Here is a 21,373-nt window from a genome sequence, read left to right as displayed (position 1 = left end):
TCTTTTGGTTACTTTTCTTTACGAGTAAAGAAAAGTGACACCTCCATGTGCCCAAGAGCCTGACGCCACTCCGCCTTCAGGCCCTGCAGACTTGTCTCAACCTACCCAAGCCCATAAGCCTGACGCCACTCCGCCTTCAGGCCCTGCAGCCCTGAATCATGCCCATAAAACTGGCCAATCGCTATCAAGAATAGAAGCTTCAATCCTGGCTCTCCCACAAACTTGAGCTTGGGTTAGTCGATCTGAAGCTTCCAGAACAGATTATGAAACACATAAGGGTTGAGGAAGGGGAGCAAACCAACAGTCGCATGCGTTATACAGTCTGAGGCCCTGCCCTCCAGAGGTGCCGGGCCTTTGCCGTTGCTGCGCCATGGCACCGGCGCCTTTGTCTCTACATTGCACTCCATCATAAGAACACCACGCCAGGCCGCTGCAACATGTCTTCTCTCATTCACCGCTGGCGTCCGGTCCTGCTGACGCTGCTGCTCGGCCTGTCGGCCGCACTGCTTTGCTCGCTGCTGCACACACCGCTGCCGTGGATGATCGGCCCGCTGCTGTCGGTAGCCATCGCGCGCATGCGCGGCGCCGACCTGCGCGCGCCGACGCAGGCGCGCAACGCCGGCCAGTGGGCCATCGGCACCGCGCTCGGGCTCTACTTCACGCCCGACGTGGTGGCGCGGCTGGTGGAGTTCCTGCCGTATATCGTCGCCGGCTCGCTGTTTGCGCTGGTGCTGGGCTGCGGCGGCGCGTTCATGCTGCGCAGGAGCACCGGCGTGGCATTCAAGACCGCGTACTTCTCGACCGCCATCGGCGGTGCCTCGGAGATGGCCAACCTGGCCGAGCGCAACGGTGCGCGCATCGACCAGGTGGCCGCCGCGCATTCGCTGCGCGTGCTGATGGTGGTGGTGGCAGTGCCCGCGCTGTTCCAGTACGGCGGCATCCACGGCCTGGACCCGTATATTCCGGGGCCGCGCACGGTGGACTACTTCTGGCTGCCCGCGCTGATCGCGATCACCGTCAGCGTGGCGCTGGCGGCCAGGCGCGTCAACCTGCCCAATCCCTTCGTGATCGGCACGCTGCTGGCGGCGGCCGCGCTGACCGCCTCGGGCATCGAGCTGTCGGCCATCCCCACCTGGATGAGCCGCGCCGGCCAGTTGCTGATCGGCGTCTCGCTGGGCGCGCGTTTCTCGCGCGACTTCCTCCACACCGCGCCACGCTTCCTCGGCGGCGTGGCGCTGTACACGCTGGCGGCGCTGGTGCTCTCCGCGCTGTTCGGCTGGGCCCTGTCGGCCATGTCGGGCGTGCATCCGGCCACCGCCATCCTGGGCACCACGCCCGGCGGCATCGCCGAGATGTGCATCACGGCCAAGGTGCTGGAGCTCGGCGTGCCGCTGGTGACAGCCTTCCATGTGATCCGGATGGCCTTCGTGGTGCTGTGCACCGGCCCCCTGTATCATTGGCTCAAACATCGCGCCGCGCCGGAGGAGATCGAATAGCAACCTGGCCCGGCCCCACCCCAGGACAAACGGGAGTGCCATGCCGGAATCCAACCTGACGCTTGCCGATATCGACGGCACCTTGCAGCACGTATTGGCGCCATGGGTGCGCCAGCTCGGCCTGCGGGCCGAGCGCGTCGATGCGCAGAGCGTAACGCTGCGCCTGCCTTTCGACGAATCATTTCGCCATGCGGGTGGCGTGGTGTGCGGCCAGGTGCTGATGTCCGCGGCCGACACCGCCATGATCGTGGCGATTGCCAGCGCGCTGGGCGGCTTCCGGCCCATGACCACGGTCACGCTGACCACCAATTTCATGCGCCCGGTGATCGAGGGCGACATCCTGGTGCGCGCCAATGTGCTGCGGCTGGGCAAGACCGTGGTGTTCGGCGAGATCGAGCTGACCGGCGCCGACGGCAAGCTGGCCGTGCAGGCCACCACCACCTACGCGCTGCTGTGAGCCACGCCATCCCTTGCATGAGTCACGCAGCATGAGTTCCCTTGTCATCCAGCCCGCCGCCGCGGCCGTGGCACCTGCCGCACACGCCGCGGCCGCCTCGCCGTTCGACCAGGTGGTATTTGCCGGTGGCGGCAACCGCTGCTGGTGGCAGGCTGGCTGGTGGGACACGGTGGCGCCGGAGCTGGGCTTGCGCCCGCGCGTGATCGCCGGCATTTCCGCCGGCGCCGCCACGGCCTGCATGATCCATGCGCACGATTCCCGCCAGGTGATGGCGTACTACCAGCAGGTGCTCGCCGGCAACCGCCGCAATGCCTACTGGGGCAATCTGCTGAGCCGGCAGCGCGTGTTCCCGCATTACGGCATCTACCGCACCGCCTTGCTCAACATCTTTGGCGAAGGCCGCCTGGCGCAACTGCAGACAGCGCCGGAGATCCGCATCGGCGTGGCGCACATCCCGCGCTGGAGCGGCCCGCGGCTGGCGGTGATGGCCGGCCTGGTGGCCTACAACATCGAGAAGCACTGGCTCAAGACGCTGCACCCGCGGCTTGGCCGCAAGCTCGGCTTCCATCCGGAGTTCGTGCGCGCGCAGGACTGCGCGTCGCCCGAACAACTGGCCGACCTGTTGCTGCAATCGGCCTCGACCCCGCCCTTTACGCCGGTGCTGCGGCGCAATGGACGGCCGGTGCTGGATGGCGGCATGGTCGACAACGTGCCGGTCGATGCGCTCGACGCAACGCCCGGCGACGTCCTGGTGCTGGTGACGCGGCTGTATCCGCGCCCGCGCCGCTTCGTATTGCGGCACGGCGCCCAGCGCCGGCTCTACCTGCAACCTTCGCAACGGGTACCGATCTCGAGCTGGGACTACACCCAGCCCGGCGCGATGATCGGTGCCTACGATCTCGGCCGGCGCGACGGGGAAACCTTCTTGCGTGAATGGCCGTCTGTCCTGAAGACGGAGCTTGGCACCGCCGCGTAGCGTCCAACCAACGCGCCGGCCGTCCTCGCGGCTCCGTCATCGCGATGTGCAACGCGGCCCTCGCGCCGCCACAGGAGGCATTGATGACGAAACGCCAGGCAAGACCCACGACCGAGCGCCAGAGCGCCCGCAGGGCGACCACCGAACAGGCGGTCGAGCAGGTCCCGCGCCGCGGCCGGCGCAAGCCCGGCCCGCAGCGCGAAGCCGACTTCGTGGTGATCGGCGCGGGCTCGGGCGGCGTCGCCGCGGCGCGGCGGGCGGCGGTGCTCGGCGCGCGCGTGGTGCTGGTCGAACGCGGCGAGATCGGCGGCACCTGCGTCAACCGCGGCTGCGTCCCCAAGAAGATGCTCTCGTATGGCGCCGGCCTGGCGGCCATCCTGTCGGGCTGCCTGTCCCACACCGGCGGCAAGGAAGACTGGAGCGACGCCATCGTGCGCGTCAATGCCGAGATGGCGCGGCTGCAGGTGGCCTACACCCACCGCCTGCAGGAAGCCGGCGTGGAACTGCTGCGCGGCGACGCCACGGTGATCGCGCCGGACCAGGTGCAGGTGGGCGCCCAGGCCATCCGCGCGAAGCGCATCCTGGTTGCCACCGGCGCCCGCCCGCGTGCCCTGCCGGTGCCGGGCGGCGAGCTGGCCTGCAGCTCCGACGACATCTTCACCTGGCAAAGCCTGCCGGCCTCCCTGGTGGTGATCGGGGGTGGCTACGTGGCGGTGGAGCAAGCCTCGATCCTGTCGCGCTACGGCGTCAAGGTGGAGATGCTGGTGCGCGAAGACCGCCTGCTCGCGCGCTTCGATCATGAGATCGCGCACGCCCTGGCGGAGGCACTCGCCGCCAAGGGCGTGCGGCTGCATTTCAATACCGAAGTGACGCTGCTGAACCAGGCCAACGGCGCCATCGACGTGTGCTACCGGCAGCAGGACGCCGCCGGCAATGGCGAGGACCGTATCCGCACGGTGCGCGCGCAGGCGGCGCTGGCCGCGATCGGACGCGCACCGCATTGGGAAGGGCTCGGCCTGGAAACGCTCGGCGTGCAAAAAGCGGAGAAGGGCGGCATCCGCGTGGACCGTTCCTTCCGCAGCAGGGTGCGCTCGATCCACGCCATCGGCGATGCCATCGACGGCCTGCACCTGACGCCGGTCGCCACCGCGCAGGGCCGGTGGCTGGCGGACCGCCTGTTCGGCCGCCGCGGCGACCGCGCGGATTTCGACCTGGTGCCCACCGCCGTGTTCTGCGAGCCGGCCATCGGCAGCGTGGGCCTGACCGAAGCCGCGGCCATCGCCGCGGCCGGCAAGCCGGAGCGCATCGAGACCGTGGTGCGCCGCTTCGTCTCGCTGGAAACCCGCTTCGCCGGCGGCGAGCAGGCCTCGATGGTGAAACTGGTGGTGAATGCGCGCAGCGGCCGCGTGCTGGGCGCGCACATGATGGACAATGCCGCGCCGGAGATCGTGCAGGCCCTCGCCGTGGCGCTGCGGCTGGGCGTGAAGCTGTCGCACCTGCAAACCACGGTGCAGCTCCATCCCACCGTGGCCGAGGAACTGTTCGGCTAGGCGCGCGGCTCAGGCCGGCGCGGACATGGCGCCCGGCCTGGCACCCACGCAGGGATCGGGCCGCTTGTGCTCGGGCACCAGCACCACGCGATCGTAGGCGCCGATCTCGTGGCCGCTGGCCTGCTCCAGGTAGCCAACGCTGTAGATCAGGCCGGCATCCGCGCCAAGCCAGCGCGGCGCGCCCACGTCGCGCCGCACGTGGCCGTTGCCGGCGATCAGCACCACGCCGCGGTCCTCGAAGGGCCGCATCGCCGCCGCCATCACCGCGTCGCGCGCGGCTTGCGCATCGAGCATGCCCGGCAGCATGGCCTTGGGGAACTGGCCGCAATGACCGCGATCGAGCACCGCGGTCTGCTCCGTCACCACGTCTTCGGGCAGCGGCGCGGCCAGGCCAAGGCGCTTGCGCTCGGCCGCGTCGAAGACGCCGTCGAGACCGCTACGCACGATCCGGCCCGCATCCTCGCGCGAGAGGTTGGCCGCCACCAGCGGCAGGTCGTAGCGCAGGGCCAGCGCCACCAGCGGCTTGTAAAGCTCCCACTGCCAGCCCTTGCCGCCGGCCTGCTCGACTACGTAGGCGGCGTCGCCGGGCCGCTCGCGCCGCGCGCGATCGATATCGGCCTGCCGTTCGCGGTCGAACTGCTCCATCGCGATGGCCGGCCGCCAGCCGGCTTCGAGCGCGCTGGAGAGCGCGAGCAGGCGCCGTTTCTGGCCGTCGGCGTTATCGTGCACCTCGCCCAGCAGCACATAGCTCTTGCCGGTGAACTGGTGCGCGACATCGCCCGCCACGGCGGCCGGCGGCGTGCCCGCGCAGCCCGCGAGGGCGGCAAGGAAGGCGGTTGCGAGCACCAGGCCGGCGGCGCGGCTGATGGCAAGGCGTGGGCGAGTCTGCATGGCGAGGGTAATCCTGGTTGCTGCGGTTCTTTGTCCGTGGTCCGCGGCAATGCCGCGGACCTGGCTATTATTGCGCAGTTGTTGCGCCGTTACCGGGCAATTGCGGCTTCCGGCACATAGACCATCGAGCCGTCCTGCAGGCGATACGCCACGCCGGCCTTGGTGCCGTCGCCGCTGCCCACCTGTCCGCTGGCCTGGTAGCGCACGACCTTCTCGCCCTGTTTCGAGACGATTTCCATATTGGGCTTGCCAGGATTGGTGATGACGGTGACATCCGCGTGCGTGAACGGATTCATCGGGTTCTGCGCGATCGCCACCAGCAACGCGGCGATCACCACCAGGAACACATCGATCAGGTTGACCACCGACAGGATGGGATCGTCGGCTTCGCTTTCTTCCAGGAACTTCATGCGCCGGCCTCCCACTGCGGCTGGTGCCGGCCCAGCCACACCAGTTCCTCGGCCAGCCAGCGGCGCCGTACATTGACCACCCAGAAGGTGATGCTGGCCGCGATCAGCGCGAGGATCACCGCGGAGAAGGCGATGGTGAGGTTCTCGCCCACGTTGGCGAGGTTGCCGCCCGACAGGCCCTTCAGCGCGGGGCCCATCGGGATCATGGTGGCCACCAGCCCGAGCATGGGCGCCACCCGCGTGGCGATGCGCGGCCACTCCAGCAGGCGGTGCGCGGCCACGTCCAGCGTGTCCGGATCCTTGACGCGGTGGCGCAGCGCGTACGCCACCAGCACATAGCCCCGCCCGCTATCGATGGTGTTGCGGCGGCGCTGCCAGCCTTGCATGGCGAATTCGCCGAGCGCCCAGAAGGCATAGAGGAAGAGCAGGCCGATCAGGGCCAGCGTCGGGTACAGGAACAGCTGGCCGACGTCGTACATCAGGGTTTCAAGCAGGGTAGGGGTCATGATGGCTCAGTGGGTTTTTGTCCGTTGCGGGAAGAAGGGCGCAGCGCCGGCGCGGCGGCGCGCGCTGATGGCGCCACCGAGCACGGCCCCGGCCAGCGCAATGCCGGCGGCGAGCCAGGACAGTACCGGCACCAGCGCCGCGGCGGGCGGCTTGCGCTGCACCAGCTGCATGCCTTGCACCGGCATGGTTTGCGATGGCGGGGCCGGCTTCGGTTCCGGCCTGGGTGCGGCTTGCGGCGGCGTTCCCGCGCTTGGCGACGGCGGCGGCGCCGCGGCCTTTGGCGCGCCCGCCGGCGGCGCGGCGGGCGCTTGCGTGCCATAGCCCGCGGCACCGGATACCGCGGCCTGCTGTTGCACGTAGCGCTTGAAGCTGCGGTTGCCGCTGCGGATATCGTGCCGCTGCGACAGCGCCTGCCAGCGTTCGGCCAGCGTCTTCAGCAGCGCCGGATCGGCCTTCCAGTAGCCTTTGCGCGCCGCTTCCAGCATGCGCTCGATCACCTGCGCCTGGGCCTGCGGCGCGTTCTTCTCGAACCATTCGTCGAGACCGAGCTGGTGCTTGTCCTTGACGTAGACCTCGGCGAACTCGGTCCACTGGTCGTCGCGCACGATCTCCGGCGCAACCGCGGTCCAGCCCCAGAAATTGTTGACGGTGTCGAGCACATTGAGCGCGCCGCCATAGCCTTCGGCCTTCATGCCTTCGATCCAGCCGGGATGGAAATAGCGCGTGCGCAGCTCGGTGGCGAGGAACGACGCGGCCGTCTCGGTGCGCGCGTTGTTCGCATCGCGCAGGTTGGAGATCAGCAGCTCCGGCGCCTTGCCCGTCAGGTGGCGCACCGCCAGGCCGATGCCGCCGAGATACTGGAAGGGATCGTCTGTGGTCAGCATGCCGTAGAGGTTGGAGCTGCGCGCCAGCAGCGCGCCTTGCACGCCCTTGAGGTTCTCGGCGTAGAGGTTGAGCTGCGGCAGCTTTTCGCCCCAGCTCTTCTCGTCGGGCCCATAGCCGTACTGCATGCGCGCGAGGTAAAGGCCGGCGAGCCTGGCATCCGCCTGCTTGCCGCTGCCGAAGCTGTCGCTGGCGAGCGTGGCATCGTTGAGACCGGTGCCGTAGTTGCCGGATTCGCTGGCGAAGATGCGCGTCAGCGCCAGCGATTCGATGCGCTCCGGGCTCATGTCCGATTCCCTGATTTGCGCCAGCCGCGCGCGCACCGCGCGCGTGCCCGCGGCCACGGCGTTGTCGGGTTCGGGCTGCGCGGCGGCCAGCCTGACCGCTTCGGCCAGCCACTTGATCAGGTTGGGGAAGTGATCGCGGTACAGGCCGGTGGCTGACAGCACCACGTCCACGCGCGGGCGCTTGAGCTCGGCGGCGGGAATCGCTTCCACGCCGGCCACGCGGCCGCCGCTGTCCCATGTCGGACGGATGCCCATGGCGGCCAGCGCCTGCGCCTCCAGCATGCCCTGGTGGCGCATGGTCTCCACGCTCCACAGCGAGAAGGCCAGCTTGGCGGGCCATTTGCCGTGGCGCTTGCGCCAGTCGGCAATCATGGCTTCCGTCGCCGCCTGCCCGGCCTGCCATGCCTCGCGGCTGGGCACCTTGGAAGGATCGAAGCCATAGAGGTTGCGCCCGGTCGGCAGCGCGTCGGGATTGCGCACCGGATCGCCGCCGGTGCCGGCCAGCACGTAGCGGCCGGCCAGCGCGGCGAGCACGGCCTCGCTCTCGGGTGTAGCGTCAAGGCTGGCGTAGAGCGCGCGGGCGCGCTGCATGTCCTCGCGCTGCCCGGGGTCGGCGAGCCCGTCGAGCGGCGCGCCGTCGATCACGTAGCGCCGCAGCATGGCGTAGGGCGCGGATTGCGCAAGCTGCCTGTAGTCGAGCGCGAACAGTTCCTCCGGCTCGTCGGGAAACACGCGCTTCAACCAGGGCTGGCCGAGCATGGCCATCACCGTGTACAAGCGCAGCGCCGGCTCCTGCGACTGGCCGAACGTATGCAGTCCGTATGGCTGCAACGCGCCGGCAAGTTCATGCAGATGCGTGTGCAAGGCATCCAGGTATTGCGTGAACTGCGCGCTCGCGCGCGCCTGCGGCCAGCCCATGTCGTCGAGCAGGTGCATGCGCGCGCTGCGCCCGAGGATATCGTCGCGCAGGGCGTCCTTCACCGCGCCGTCGTCCTGCTGCAGGTAGCTGTGCAACTGGTCGTGCAGCGCCGACAGATCGCTGTGCAGGCCCGCCGGCTTGAACGGCGGCGTCTGGTGGCTGACGATGGTGGCGCGGCCACGGCGCCTGGCCTGCAGCGCTTCGCCGACGTCGTCGACGATGTAGGGATAGATCACCGGCACACTGCCGAGCACGAGGTAAGGCTGGTCGGTCACGGACAGGCCGCGCTCCTTGCCGGGCGTCCATTCCTGCGTGCCGTGCGTGCCGTAGTGCACCAGCGCCTCGCGCCCTTCGCGCGCCCACAGGTAGGCCGCCATGTAGAAATGATTGAGCGGCGTGCTGGTGGAGTGATAGAGCGCCTTCTCGGCGGCTTCGTCGCGCTCGCCGCGCGGCGGCACCGGCATCAATGCCACGTTGCCGAGCTGCAGGCGCGGAATGGCGAAGCCGGCCACGCCATTGCGCCGGATCGACATCGGCGAGGCTTCCGGCTCGCCCCAGCGTGCGCTGACCTCGGCGCGGAACGCGGCCGGCTGCGCGTCGTACCAGCGGCGGTATTGCGCCATCGGCATCCACGCCGCGCGATCCGCATCGAGCATGGGGCCAAGCTGCCCGCCGCGATAGAAGGGCGCGAGCAACGCGCCCAGCTCGCGCTGCAGCGTGAGCTCGTCGGCGGCCTCGGTGCGATAGCCCGCCGCGTGCAGCGCGGCCAGCGTGGACGACAGGCTGCGCGGCAGGTTGAGGAAGGATGCCGACAGGTTCTTCTCCCCGGCCGGATAGTTGTAGAACAGGATCGCCACGCGCTTGCCGGCGTTCGGCGTGCGCTGCAGGCGCGTGAGCGCCAGCGCCTTGTCGGCCACGGCGTCGAGCTGCGCCGGCAGGCTGACGATGCTGCCATCCTTATGCGACGTGGCGGCGGCCAGCATCGGGTCGCTGACACCGGCAAGTTCGGGTTGCACCAGGTAGAAGGGCGTATCGGTCAGGCTGATGCCATGCGGATCGCGCTCCCAGTCCTGCGCGTCTCCCTTGCGGTAAGGCATGACCTGCAGCACCGGAATGCCTAGCGTTTCGAACTCCGCCTTGCGGCCCGCCGCATTGAGCATGATCTGGCCGTTGATGAGCATGTCGACGATGCGCTTGCCGCCGGGCGCGGCCATGCGCAGCACGCCGTCCGCATCCATCACCGGGCTGTAGAAGGCCAGCGCACGCGCGCCGCGTGCCTCGATGCGCGCGATCAGGTCGTCGATGAAGGCGCTGTCCAGGCCGGACACGTAAGCCTGATGGATGGCGACGCCGATCACTGGCGCGCCGGCGAAGCCGGAAGCCTTGAGCGCTTCGTCCGGCGAGACGGTCACCACGCTGGCGAGACGCGGATGGTAATAGGCCGCCTTCGGAAACACTACCGGCGCGGGAATGCCATTGTCCGCGCGCAGCCTGAACTGCTGCGCGGCCAGCGTGCGCATCATGGCGTCGAAGTTGGCGCGGCCGCCGTTGACGTAGTACGCATGCAGCCTGGCGCCGAGCGCCTGATCGAGGCCATGCGCCTCGAAGCGGTCGGTGGCGAGCAGCAGGCGCGGCACGCGCGCGCTGGTCCATTGCGGCCCGAGCCTGGCCAGCATCTCGGTGACGATGTGGTCGCGCGGCGCGTCCAGGATCAGCAGCGCGGCGCCGTCGATGAACGGCGCCACGTCCTGCGCGCGCATGCGTTCGAGATAGCGCGCGTCCAGCGTCATGCCGTGCGCGCGCGCCATCGCCCGCAGCGGCTCGAACTTGCCGGCGGGCACCGGCGAGGTGGTCAGCACGGCAATCTTCGGCTCGGCCCGGGCTTGCTGCATGCCGAGCGCGAACAAGGCGAGCCACAGCAGGCACAGCGCGCGGATCAACCGCGTCTTTGTCTTGTGTTGTGGGGACATGGTCGGATTCGCCTCCGCTCAGAACGACAGCTTCACGCTGGCGGCAAAAGTACGTCCGGGCTGCGTATGGAAATCCAGGCCGGGCTCGCTGGCGGCCACGCTGCCCTGGCGCACATCGCCCCACAGCCAGTACTTCTTGTCGAACACGTTGTTCACCGACAGCACCAGGCTGGCGTAGCGGTTGAAGCGCCACCAGCCTTGCAGGTCGACCACACCGTAGCCACCCGGCTTGAAGTAGGTGAAGGTGCTGTCATCGGTACGCGTCACGGCGCGCGCGCCGCGCCAGCGCAGGCTCGCGCCCTGGCCCTGGCTGCTGCTGCCGCGCTCCCACGTCAGCGCGGCGCTGGCGCGCAGCGGCGAGACGCTGTTGATGGGCTGGCCGGTCTGCTCGTTGTTGCCGTGCGCGTAGGCCACCGCGCTGTCGACGCGCCACTGCGGCAGGAAGCGGTAGCTGCCGCGCCATTCGGCGCCGTAGATGCGCACGCTGCTCTGGTTGCGGTATTGGTAGGTCGCACGCAGGCCGGCAAGGCAGTTGGGATCGGACGGGCAATTCAGCGCGACTTGCTCGATGAAGTCCTTGTAGCGGTTGTCGAAGACCGCGACGCTGGTCTGCACGCGTTCATCCGTGTAGCGCGCGCCGATTTCGAACGAGCGGCTCTTTTCCGGGTTCAGGTCGCCATTGGGCGCGGCGCCGTAGCCCTGGATGGTGTTGCGGAAGCTGCCATTGACTTCCTGGTAGTTGGGCGCGCGGTAGCCGAATACGTACTGGGCCCACAGGTTGACGCGCTCGGTGGCTTGCCACAGCGCGGAGAGCTTGGGCGACAGCGCTGAATCGCGCTTGGAGATGGCCGGCTTGGCTGCCACGCTGTTGTAGAGCTTGTCGTCGTCCGGGCCGAGCACGTAGTGGTCGAAGCGCAGGCCTGGCGTGAGCGTGAAGCGCCCGCCGGCGAACTGCAGTTCATCCTGCACGAAGATGCCGGTCTGGCGCGTTTCGCCCTTGGGAAAATCGTGGATCGGGAAGTTGTCGCCGGCCAGCGATTTCGACACCACGCCGGTGGTGCGGTTGTAGGTGGTGCCGTCGCGCATCTCGCGGGTCTGCGTGCGCAGGAAATCCACACCGGTAATGAGCCGGTGACCGAGCCAGCCCGTGGTGAACGCCTTGTCGGCCTGCAGGTTGAAGCCGGTCTGCTGCTGGCGGAAGCCGAACAGCAGGTTCACGTCGCACAGGCTGCTGCCGCGCGTGGAGCCCGAGCAACCGGCGCTGGTGTTGCTGCGCACCTGGTTGGTCACGGTGTTGGATTCGCTCTCCTGGTAGAACACCGCCGCGCCCAGGCGATCGACGATATGGCTGGCCGGCTTCCATTCGTAGTCCAGGCTGACGCGGTTGCGCGACAGGTCCTCGGTGCCGCTGGCGGAAGTCACGCGCGGCAGCGCGGTGGACAGGCGGCGGATGTCGGTAAACGTATCGTTGTCGCGATGCTCGTAGGTCAGCCTGAGGCGATGGCCCACGGCAGGGTCCAGCACGATCTTGCCAAGCCACGCATTGGTCTCGCTGTTCTGTGGATTGGCCTTGGTGCGGCCGGTGGATGTAGAGTCGTCGCCGCCCATGCTTTCCAGCTCATGCCCCTTGCGGTGGGCGTACATGAACAGGCCCTTGATGGTCTCGTTGCCGCCCGCCACGCCCGCGCTCTGGCCGAAGCTGCGGTCGATGCCGTTCCACGACAAGCCCGCTTCGCCGCCCACCGCGCGGCCGCGCATGATGTCCTCGGGGTCCTTGGTGACATACGACACCACGCCGCCGATGGCATCCGAGCCGTACAGGCTGGAGGCCGGCCCGCGCAGCGCTTCAACCCGCTTGAGAAAGGAGAACTCGGGCGCGTCGCGGGTGGCGCTGGACAGGTTGGAAGGGCCGCCGCCGTTGTAGTAGTCGGGCAGGCGCACGCCGTCGACCATCAGCAGCACGCGGTTGCCCTCGATGCCGCGGATATTGATGCTGCCGGCGCCAAAGCGGCGCCGGTCGCGCGGCACGTCGATATCGGGTTCATCGGCGAACAGGCCGGCCTCGTCGACCGGCTGGGCGCGCTCGATACGGCTCGCATCGATGGCGGTGATGGTGGAGGCGACGGCATCGGCGCGCTCCTCAGTGCGGGTGGCGGTGACCACCACCTCGCTCAAGCGGCGGGCCGGATCGGCATCGGCGTCGGCAGCCATGGCAGGACCGCCAAGGGTGGCGCAGATGGCGATGGGCGTGACTCGGACAGAGGCGCGCAAGCGCGCAGACAGCGGCGTTTCATGGATTTTCCCCCAAAGAAAACGAAACGCTGGCTGGCGGACACCGGGTTGGAACGGCTGGCTGGCGTAGTGTGGTGCAGACGCAAGGAGCGCCTGATTTATTTGAGAATAAGAATTATTCTCAACTTTGAGCAGAAAGTAAAGCCCCCTCGGGGAAGGAGCGTATGGGGCGCCGACGAACGGTAGTCACTCGCCGGAAGCCGCCGTCGCCCCTGACCGACGCCCCCGCCCGTTTCCGGGCCACCCCAGCCGCTCGCTACCATCGGCGCAACGCAGAAAATCGCCACTCACTTTGGGAAACTTCTGCTTGTTCGTGACCGTTTGGCTTTCTACAAATAATGACACCACCAAAAGGCGAGAGGTGTTGCAAAGGCACGACCAACAGGAATCCGCCACAGTGAAAGGAGTTTGTTAATGGTCCGCCCGCTTGTGATTCTGCTGTCGTCCTTTTTTTGGGTCTTGTCGTGTCACGCAGACACGGCGACGAATCTTGGAGCCCAAAAGAAGGATCACTCTTCCACGGACATCAACTGGAGCAAGAGCGCCGTTCAAGACATCACGCGCGCGCACGAAATCATCGGGGAGGGACATCCTGGCGTTCTGGACCCGACGGATCACGGCTTTCAACAGTGGTTTAAGCAGGGGTACGACGAAGCGATAGCGCTCGCCCTCCGTGCGGATTCAGAGGGCAAGGCGTTGGCCGCGTTACGCTTCTACATCACGGGCTATAGGGATGGACATCTGGTTGTATGGAAGGAAGGCCAAGTCAGTGAGTCCCCTCGCTGGGCGGGATGGATCGTGCAACGCCGCAATGGCAAGTACCGCGTTGCGGCCCGGGCCCCGGACTGGCCCGTCGACGTGCCCGAAGTGGGCGACGAACTGCTTTCCTGCGATGGCCAGCGCATTGACGATTTGCTGGTGGAAAAAGTCGCTCCATTCGTGGATAGACGCGTGGGCCTGGAGGGCTCGCTGTCTCGTCTTGCGCTGCATCTGACCAGTGAGCCGCACTACGAAACGCTGTGGGAGCCTTTGCGGTTGAAGCACTGCGAGGTTCGATCCTCTTCAGGGAAAATTCGCCAGTTCTTGCTGAAGTGGCAGCCCTTCACGGAGGCGTTTCAAGCGATGACTAGGCCGGCGATGCCACGCCAGGGTATCAAGCAACTACGGCAGGGCATCCACTGGATTCATGCTACGGATTTCACCTTGTCGAGTAGCAAAGACATCGCATCGTTCGAAAGACTGATGAACAAGGTCCGGGGCCTGGGAGAAGCCGATGCCGTGGTGCTTGACATACGAGGCAATAACGGCGGAAGAACGTTGGTAGGCTACCAAGTCCTGTCGGCGCTATTCAAGGATGCCATAAAGCGGACACCCTCATCCGAACAAGTAGAGTCCAAGGCGTACTGGCGCGTTTCTGCGACCGCCCGCGAAGCGCTTGAGGCACACAAGACGGAGCTCACTCAGACGGAAGGCCCGGCAAGCCTGACTTACAGACTCCTGGACACCCTCCTGTCCCGCATGAATGAAGCCGCATCGCTCGGCCAGACGTTCATCGAGCAAATGGATGTGCCGCTGGATGAACTGGCTGAGCCTGGCCGTCCCTTTGCCGGCAAGCTTGTACTGGTCGCGGGCTCGAACTGCGCGAGCGCTTGCCTGGACTTTGTGGACATGGTGTTAAGCATTCCCGGAGCGGTTCACGTTGGGAGCGTGACCAGCGCGGATACGCGATATTCGGACATAGCGGACGTATCGCTTCCAAGCACGGCGAAAATGTGGATTCCACTCAAGGTTTGGAGGAACCGTAACCGCGGAGACAATGAGCCTTATGTGCCGAAGTTCACCTTCGACGGCGATCTCAACGATACAGCGGCTGTTCAGGCATGGGTTGTGAACAGCATATTGCCAGCCGTCAAGAATGTGTCAATCAAGTGAATTCGTATCTGCAAACGGCTGCAGATTTGCTGTTTGCCAGTAGCGCGCATCGCCATTGCACATCGACCAGGAACGATTGCCATTGCGCGGGGAATACTTGGGCTCCGCTTGGCGGGCCCAAGTAAGAAAAAAACTTAGTGCTGCTGCGCCGGCTCCCCGCCCACCAGCGCCGGCAAACGATTGCCTTCGGCGTCGATCTGCAGCGGGCCGGTGCCCGAGAAGCGATCCAGCGCCAGGTAGATCACCGGCGTGATGAACAGCGTGATCACCTGCGAGAACAGCAGGCCGCCCACCACCGCCAGGCCCAGCGGCTGGCGCAGCTCGGCGCCCGCGCCCAGGCCCAGGGCCAGCGGCAGCGCCCCCATCACGGCGGCGAAGGTGGTCATCATGATCGGGCGGAAGCGCAGCAGGCAGGCCTGCCGGATCGCGCGCGCGGGGTCCATGCCCTGCTCGCGCTGCGCCGCCAGCGCGAAGTCGATCATCATGATGGCGTTCTTCTTGACGATGCCGATCAGCATCAGCACGCCGATGGTGGCGATCAGCGACAGCTCCACGTTGAAGATGAACAGCGTGAGCAGCGCGCCGACGGCCGCCGACGGCAAACCCGCCAGGATGGTGAGCGGGTGGATATAGCTTTCGTACAGCACGCCCAGCAGCGTGTAGATCACCGCGATGGCTGCCACCAGCAGCAGCACCTGGGTCGCCTGCGACGACTGGAACACCGCCGCGTCGCCACCCCAGCTGGTGAAGATCGAGGTCGGCATGGCGACCTCCTGCTTGTAGGCGTCGATCCTGGACGAGGCATCGCCCAGCGCCGCGCCCGGCGCCAGGTTGAACGACACCGTGACCGAAGGCAGCTGGCCCTGGTGGTTCACGGCGATCGGGCCAACCCGGCGCTCGGTGGTGGCGAAGGCCGAGAGCGGCACCATCTGCCCGGTCTTGCTGCGCACGTAGATCTTGGAGAACGCGGTCTCGTCGGCGCGGTCGATATCGGCGGCCTGCAGGATCACGTAGTAATTGTCGATCGGCGTGTAGATGGTGGAGACCTGCCGCTCGCCAAAGGCGGAATACAGCGCCTGGCGCACGTCCTGGATCTGCACGCCGAGCGCGTTGGCCTTGTCGCGGTCGATGGAGAGCTGCGCCTCCAGGCCCGACTGCTGCGAATCGCTGGTGACGTCGCGGAACAGGGGGTCGGCGCGCATCCTGACCATCAGCTTGTCGGAGTATTCCTGCAACTGGCCGGGCTTCACGCTTTGCAGCGTGTACTGGTAGCGGCTCTTGCTCTGGCGGCCGCCCAGGCGCAGGTTCTGCACCGGCGAGAAGTAGACCGCCAGGCCGGCGACGCCGGCGACGTCGCGGCGCAGCGATTCCACCACCTTGGCCATGCGGGGCCGCTCGCCGAGCGGCTTGAGCTCCACGAACATGCGGCCGGTGTTGATGGCAGGGGAGGGGCCGCCGCCAATCGACACCACGATGCTCTTCACCGCGGGATTCTTGCGCATGCGCTCGGCGGCATTGCGCAGGCGGTCGGCCATGGCGTCGAAGGAAATATCCTGCGGGCCTTCGGCGTTGACCTGGATCTGGCCGATGTCTTCTTCCGGGAAGAAGCCCTTGGGAATGGTCGCGAACAGCACGGCGGTCAGCACGAAGGTCAGGCCGGCCACCGCCAACACCGACTTGCGGTGCGCCAGGCACCAGTCGAGCCCGCGCGCGTAGCGGTGCAGGGTGAACTCGAACAGGTTCTCGAACCACTGGGTGGAACGCAGGCCGATGGTCTGCTTCTGCGCGATCGCCGGCGCATGGCTCGCGCCGGCGTGATCGCCATAGGCGTGCTGCGACTCGTCGATCGGCACGTTCTCGGCCGACAGGAAGCGCGCGCACAGCATCGGGATCAGCGTCAGCGACACCACCGCCGAGACCAGGATGGACAGCGACACCACCGCGGCGAACTCATGGAACAGCAGGCCGATCACGCCCGGCATGAAGAAGATGGGGATGAACACCGCCACCAGCGAGATCGAGATCGAGAGGATGGTGAAACCCATCTCGCGCGAGCCGGCCAGCGCGGCCTTGAGCGGAGGCACGCCTTCCTCGATGTGGCGCACGATGTTTTCCAGCATCACGATGGCATCGTCCACCACCAGGCCCACGGCGAGCGTGATGGCCAGCAGCGAGACGTTGTCCAGGCTGTAGCCGAAGGCCTTCATCAGCGCCACCGTGCCGATCAGCGAGATCGGCAGCGACACGGTCGGGATCAGCGTGGCGGCGGCGCGGCGCAGGAACAGGAAGATCACCATCACCACCAGCCCGACGGTCAGGGCCAGCGTGAACTGCACGTCGTGGATGGATTCGCGGATCGACTGCGAGCGGTCGTTGACCACGTTCACATTGACCGAGTCCGGCATCTGCTGGATCAGGCGCGGCAGCGCCTTCTTGATGGCGTCCACCACCGCCACCGTGTTGGCATCGGGCTGGCGCAGCACGGCCAGCACGATGGAGCGCTCGTTGTTGAGCCAGCTGCCGGTCTTGATGGTCTCGACGCTGTCCTCCACCTCGGCGACGTCCGACAGGCGCACCAGCGCGCCGCTGGGCTGGCTGGCCACGATGATGTTGCGGAAGGCATCGGCGCTGGCGAGCTGCCGGTTGGCCTGGATGGTCAGCGTCTGGCGCGCGCCGTCGAGCGTGCCCACCGGCGTGTTGGCGTTGGCGCGGTTCAGCGCGGTGGCCAGCTCGTCTAGCGTGAGGCCGCGCGCGGCGAGGGCGTCCGGGTGGGCGCGCACGCGCACGGCGAAGCGCTTCTGCCCGAACACCTGCACCTGCGCCACGCCCGGCAGCGTGGCCAGGCTGGGCGAGATCAGGTTGTCGCCGAAGGCGTTGAGCTCGGCCAGGCTCATGGCCGGCGAATTGATCGCCAGCAGCAGCACCGGCGCATCGGCCGGATTGACCTTGCGGTACGACGGCGGCACCGTCATCTCGATCGGCAGCGCGCGCTGGGCGCGGAACAGCGCCGCCTGGACGTCCACGGCCGCGGCGTCGATGTCGCGGTCGTTGTTGAACTCGATGGTGATGCTGGAATTGCCGAGCGTGTTCGACGAGCTGATCACCGACACGCCGGGAATGGTGGCGAACTGCTTTTCCAGCTGGGTCGCTACCGAGGCGGCCATGGTCTCGGGGCTGGCGCCGGGCAGCGTGGCGGTGACCTGGATCACCGGCGAATTGAACGACGGCAGCGCCGCGATGGGGATGGTGGGATACAGCGCGATGCCGGTGACGATTACCGCCAGGCACAGCAGTATCGTCATCACCGGACGGCGAATACAGAGCTCGGACAGGTTCATGGTGTCAGTGTGGTGTCAGTGCCCTGGGCTCAATGCTTGCCGTTGGCGGCGACGGCGGCGGCGCTGGCGGCATCCGCCTTGCCGGCGCCCGCGGCGGGCGCCACCTCGCGCACCAGGCTGCCCGCGCGCAGGTTCTGCGTCCCCTCTACCACCACGCGCGTGCCCGGCGGCACACCCTCGATCACGGCGGCGCCGGCGGTCGAGACCCGTACCGTCACCGGCATCGGCTTGACGCGGCTGTCGGCCTGCACGGCGTAGACGAAGCGCCCCTCGGGACCGGTCACCACCGCCTGCGGCGGCACCGAGAGCGCGCCCTTCAGGGTCTGCACCACGGCCTCCACGTTGGCATAGGTACCGGGCCACAGGCGCTGCTCTTCATTGTCGAACTGCGCCTTGATGCGAATGCTGCCGTACTGCGGGTCCACCGTATTGTCGACAAAGCTGATCTTGCCGGTCACCGGCGTCTTGCTGCCGTCGTTGGGCAGCGCGGTCACCGTCACCGGGCCGGCGCGCAGTGCCTCGCGCAGCGCCGCCAGCTGCCGCTCGGGCAGGGTGAAGGTAACGGCAATCGGCTGCACCTGGGCAATGGTGACCATCGGCAGGGTGCTGGTGGGCGTCACCAGCGAGCCGGGGAACATATTGATCACCCCGGTACGCCCGCCGATGGTAGCGCGGATGGCGCCGTAGCTGACCGCCACGCGGCTGGCCTCGATGGCGGCCTGGTCGGCGCGGATGGTGGCTTCGAAGCCGTCCTGCTTGGCCTGGGCAGTGTCCACCGCGCTCTTGGAGATGAAGTTGCGCTCCAGCAGCTCGTTGCTGCGCGCCAGCGTGCGGCGCGCATCGCGCAGATCGGCCTGGTCGCGCATCAACTGGGCCTGCGCCTTGGCGAGATTGGCCTCGTCCATGCGGGTATCGAGCGTAAAGAGCAGATCGCCCGGCTTGACGGTCTGTCCCTCCTTGATATGGACCGCCCTGACCGTGCTCGACACCTGCGGGCGCACTTCCACCGTAGCCAGCGCGCTCACCGTGCCATTGGCGGTGACCCGCAGCGGGATGTCTCCCTGCTGCACCACGGCAGTGCTCACCACCACCACCGGCGCCGCCTTGGGCGCGGGCCTGGGCGCCAGCCAGGCACGCCAGCCAAGCCACCCGCCCACGGCCAGCGCCGCCAGGATCGCGCCGGTCAACCATGGCGAAACACGCCCCTTGCCGGTCCCCGTGGCCGGACTCCACTTACCGTCGACAAAGCCCTTGGCCTGGTCGATCCCGTTCGTTTTCATGTGTGGACTCTCTTACAGTGCGCGCACGAAGCACCCGCTCCCCGGCGGCCCGGTTTCTGGGAACCGGTGCCGCGCCGCGACAAACTGCTACTAGTACAGGATCAAGCGCTCAGGCCGCTAGTGCCGGCCCCATGTCTGGCATTACAAAGTATTACAGCACGGGGATATTGCCTGCTTGTATCGCGAGCCAAACATTATCAGAAAAGCACGCTCTGGCGTCCATTGCGGCGCCGGGCGTTGATGCTTTCCATCGACACTTCGCGCGGTCCCGGCGTGACGCGTACCGCGGCGCCGGCCTGGAGCTCGCCCGGCGTCTCCACGCTCAGGTAGATGCCGGAATAGCCGCTTTGCACCATATCCCTGACCGCATGACGGTAACCCATCGCGGCATTGAACTTGTAGCAGGGCTGGCGGGGAGACTCCACCTTCAGCACCACCTCGCCGATCAGCAGCCGGTCGCCGATCCATAGGCCGGTCTCAAGCAGGCCTTCCAGGGTCAGGTTCTCGCCCATGGCGCCGAAGGAGAGCGGCTTGTCGGCGTCGGGCAGGCGCGCTTCGCGGCGCCGTTCGTTCCACCAGGCATAGTGCTCGGCCGGGTAGGCGTAGACCGCCTTGTCCAGGCCGCCATGCACGCTCAGGTCGGCCTGCTCGTCGCCGGCCACGCCGAGCGGGCGCACCTGCACCGCAAGCGGATGCAGCAGGGTGCTGAGCGGATGCTTGCGGATGCCCGACATCACTACCGCTTCGGTTCCCACGGCCGCCACGAACAGCGGCACGGCCTTGCCCGTACTGATGGCAAGCAGGCGTACACCCGTGGATTCGCTCATGCTCCCCCCTTTCGATGCCTTTGATTATTGTTTGCCTTGCATCTTAACGCGGCGCGTGGGCGGGCCGGGCCGCCCCGCGCGCGCCGCATGTGCGGCGCCGTACGCCCTGGAGGCGGACTCCGAAACGGACTCAGGCCTGTTGCGGGGGCGCTTCGCGCCGGCGGCAGCCCAGCGCACGCGCGCGCTGCGATACCGCCAGCGCCAGCAGCATCAGCGCCGCGGCGCCCCAGTGCAGCGTATCGGCGCCGGCGGTGGCGTAGATCGCCGCGCCCCCCATGGCGCCCAGGGCCTGCCCGAGGTAGATGGAGGAGGAGTTGAGCGAGATCGACACCGCCGCGCGCTCCGGCGCCAGCGCCACCAGCCGCGCCTGCTGCGCACTGTTGGTGGCAAAGCCGCCCACGCCCCACAGCATGAAGACCAGCACCAGCGCGACCGGTCCCAGGGCCGCCAGCGGCCACAGCAGCATGGCGGCAAGCGAGGTGAGCATGGCGAACTGCACGATGCGCGAAGGCGTGACCCGGTCCATGCGCGAAGCCGCCAGCACGTTGCCGCCGACACCGCAGGCGCCATAAGCCAGGAACATCAGGCTCAGTTCGCCGCCGCTGATGCCGTGCACATCGCGCAGCAGTGGGGCGATATAGGTAAACAGGGTGAACATGCCGGCCGACTGGATCATGGTGGTGGCCACCACCAGCACGATCGGCGTATGCCGCAGCACCGCGCTCCAGGCCGCCCGCCCCACCGGCTCGACATACAGCCGCGGCGGCAGCGCCCGCCATACTGCCAGCGCCGCGCCCAGCGCCATCACGCCGACCAGCCCCATGCTGAAGCGCCAGCCCAGCGTGCTGGCAATCCAGGTACCCATCGGCACGCCCACCACGCTGGCCACGCTCCAGCCGAGGAACACGAAGCTGATGGCACGCCCGCGGGTCTGGGCATTGACCAGCAGCGGCAGGGTGGCTGCGGCTTGCGGCGTATAGATGGCCGCCCCGATCGCGGTCAGGAAGCGGATCGCCATCAGGCTGGCGAAGTTCGGCGCGAATGCCGCCGCCAGGTGCATCGCGGCATAGACCAGCAGGGAGCCCGCCAGCAGCAGCCGGCGGTCGATGCGCGAGCCGAGCGTGGCGAACAATGGCGCGCCCACGCAGGTGGCCAGCGCAAAGACGGAGATCAACTGTCCGGCGGCGCCTGCGCCAAGCTGGAAGTTGCCGGCAATGTCGTTCAACATGCCGGTAACGATCATCGCGCCGGTGCCGATGACGAAATTGCCAAGACACAGCGTCAAGAGCCTGGGATCCATGGCGGCCGGCGCAAGAGCGGGAGGAAGACGGTGGAAAGACGAAAAGCGCGGCCGGAAGG

14 protein-coding genes are annotated in these 21,373 nt (G+C 67.5%); 5 read left to right on the top strand and 9 right to left on the bottom strand.

What is annotated here, in order from left to right; genetic code table 11:
- Positions 1-437 precede the first annotated feature (437 nt).
- From AC3FOF_RS23580 to AC3FOF_RS23565, 4 genes are all read left to right on the top strand, one after another.
- Entirely contained in the window at positions 438-1,496 is a 1,059-nt protein-coding gene (locus AC3FOF_RS23580) for an AbrB family transcriptional regulator (protein WP_276266656.1), read from the top strand.
- Between the two features lie 40 nt (positions 1,497-1,536).
- Positions 1,537-1,953 carry a PaaI family thioesterase gene (locus AC3FOF_RS23575; protein ID WP_276266655.1) on the top strand — a complete coding sequence of 139 codons (417 nt, stop codon included), beginning with the start codon at positions 1,537-1,539 and terminating at the stop codon, positions 1,951-1,953.
- A 31-nt stretch (positions 1,954-1,984) separates the two neighbouring features.
- On the top strand, positions 1,985-2,929 hold the full coding sequence (locus tag AC3FOF_RS23570) for a patatin-like phospholipase family protein (RefSeq protein ID WP_488727923.1): 945 nt from the start codon (positions 1,985-1,987) through the stop codon (positions 2,927-2,929).
- 83 nt (positions 2,930-3,012) lie between these two features.
- Positions 3,013-4,479, top strand: a complete 1,467-nt coding sequence (locus AC3FOF_RS23565) for a dihydrolipoyl dehydrogenase family protein (RefSeq protein ID WP_488727922.1) — start codon at positions 3,013-3,015, stop codon at positions 4,477-4,479.
- Positions 4,480-4,488: 9 nt separating this feature from the next.
- Here the strand turns inward: AC3FOF_RS23565 and AC3FOF_RS23560 are convergent, their stop codons facing one another.
- From AC3FOF_RS23560 to AC3FOF_RS23540, 5 genes are all read right to left on the bottom strand, one after another.
- The gene (locus tag AC3FOF_RS23560; RefSeq protein ID WP_276266657.1) at positions 4,489-5,370 is read right to left on the bottom strand and encodes a ChaN family lipoprotein; all 882 of its coding nucleotides are present in this window, start codon (positions 5,368-5,370) and stop codon (positions 4,489-4,491) included.
- A gap of 89 nt (positions 5,371-5,459) precedes the next feature.
- Positions 5,460-5,780: a DUF2149 domain-containing protein gene (locus tag AC3FOF_RS23555; protein ID WP_017225148.1), complete on the bottom strand. Its 321-nt coding sequence runs from the start codon at positions 5,778-5,780 to the stop codon at positions 5,460-5,462.
- Positions 5,777-6,286, bottom strand: coding sequence for a MotA/TolQ/ExbB proton channel family protein (locus AC3FOF_RS23550; protein ID WP_035807707.1), 510 nt, complete (start codon positions 6,284-6,286; stop codon positions 5,777-5,779). Before AC3FOF_RS23550 ends, AC3FOF_RS23555 begins: the two co-directional genes overlap by 4 nt.
- 6 nt (positions 6,287-6,292) lie before the next feature.
- A complete protein-coding gene (gene cobN / locus AC3FOF_RS23545; protein ID WP_488727921.1) occupies positions 6,293-10,345 on the bottom strand; it encodes a cobaltochelatase subunit CobN in 4,053 nt (1,350 codons plus the stop codon).
- Positions 10,346-10,363: 18 nt separating this feature from the next.
- Positions 10,364-12,556, bottom strand: coding sequence for a TonB-dependent hemoglobin/transferrin/lactoferrin family receptor (locus AC3FOF_RS23540; protein ID WP_488727920.1), 2,193 nt, complete (start codon positions 12,554-12,556; stop codon positions 10,364-10,366).
- A 495-nt stretch (positions 12,557-13,051) separates the two neighbouring features.
- Here AC3FOF_RS23540 and AC3FOF_RS23535 point away from each other — a divergent pair, with 495 nt between their 5' ends.
- Positions 13,052-14,569, top strand: a complete 1,518-nt coding sequence (locus AC3FOF_RS23535; RefSeq protein ID WP_276269418.1) for a S41 family peptidase — start codon at positions 13,052-13,054, stop codon at positions 14,567-14,569.
- Between the two features lie 134 nt (positions 14,570-14,703).
- Here AC3FOF_RS23535 and AC3FOF_RS23530 read toward each other — a convergent pair whose 3' ends face one another.
- The 4 genes from AC3FOF_RS23530 to AC3FOF_RS23515 all read right to left on the bottom strand — a co-directional run bounded on the left by AC3FOF_RS23530 (position 14,704) and on the right by AC3FOF_RS23515 (position 21,314).
- Positions 14,704-17,907, bottom strand: coding sequence for an efflux RND transporter permease subunit (locus tag AC3FOF_RS23530; protein WP_488727919.1), 3,204 nt, complete (start codon positions 17,905-17,907; stop codon positions 14,704-14,706).
- A gap of 29 nt (positions 17,908-17,936) precedes the next feature.
- Positions 17,937-19,187 (bottom strand): efflux RND transporter periplasmic adaptor subunit, encoded by a 1,251-nt coding sequence (locus AC3FOF_RS23525; RefSeq protein ID WP_488727918.1) that lies wholly within the window; start codon positions 19,185-19,187, stop codon positions 17,937-17,939.
- Between the two features lie 197 nt (positions 19,188-19,384).
- Complete coding sequence (locus AC3FOF_RS23520; protein WP_488727917.1) at positions 19,385-20,014, bottom strand: MOSC domain-containing protein; 630 nt, start codon at positions 20,012-20,014, stop codon at positions 19,385-19,387.
- 130 nt (positions 20,015-20,144) lie between these two features.
- The gene (locus AC3FOF_RS23515) at positions 20,145-21,314 is read right to left on the bottom strand and encodes an MFS transporter (protein WP_276265784.1); all 1,170 of its coding nucleotides are present in this window, start codon (positions 21,312-21,314) and stop codon (positions 20,145-20,147) included.
- Positions 21,315-21,373: the final 59 nt, after the last annotated feature.

The sequence above is a fragment of the Cupriavidus sp. 96C5-1 genome (assembly GCF_057798855.1).
This window is presented reverse-complemented; position numbering and strand designations above follow the sequence as displayed.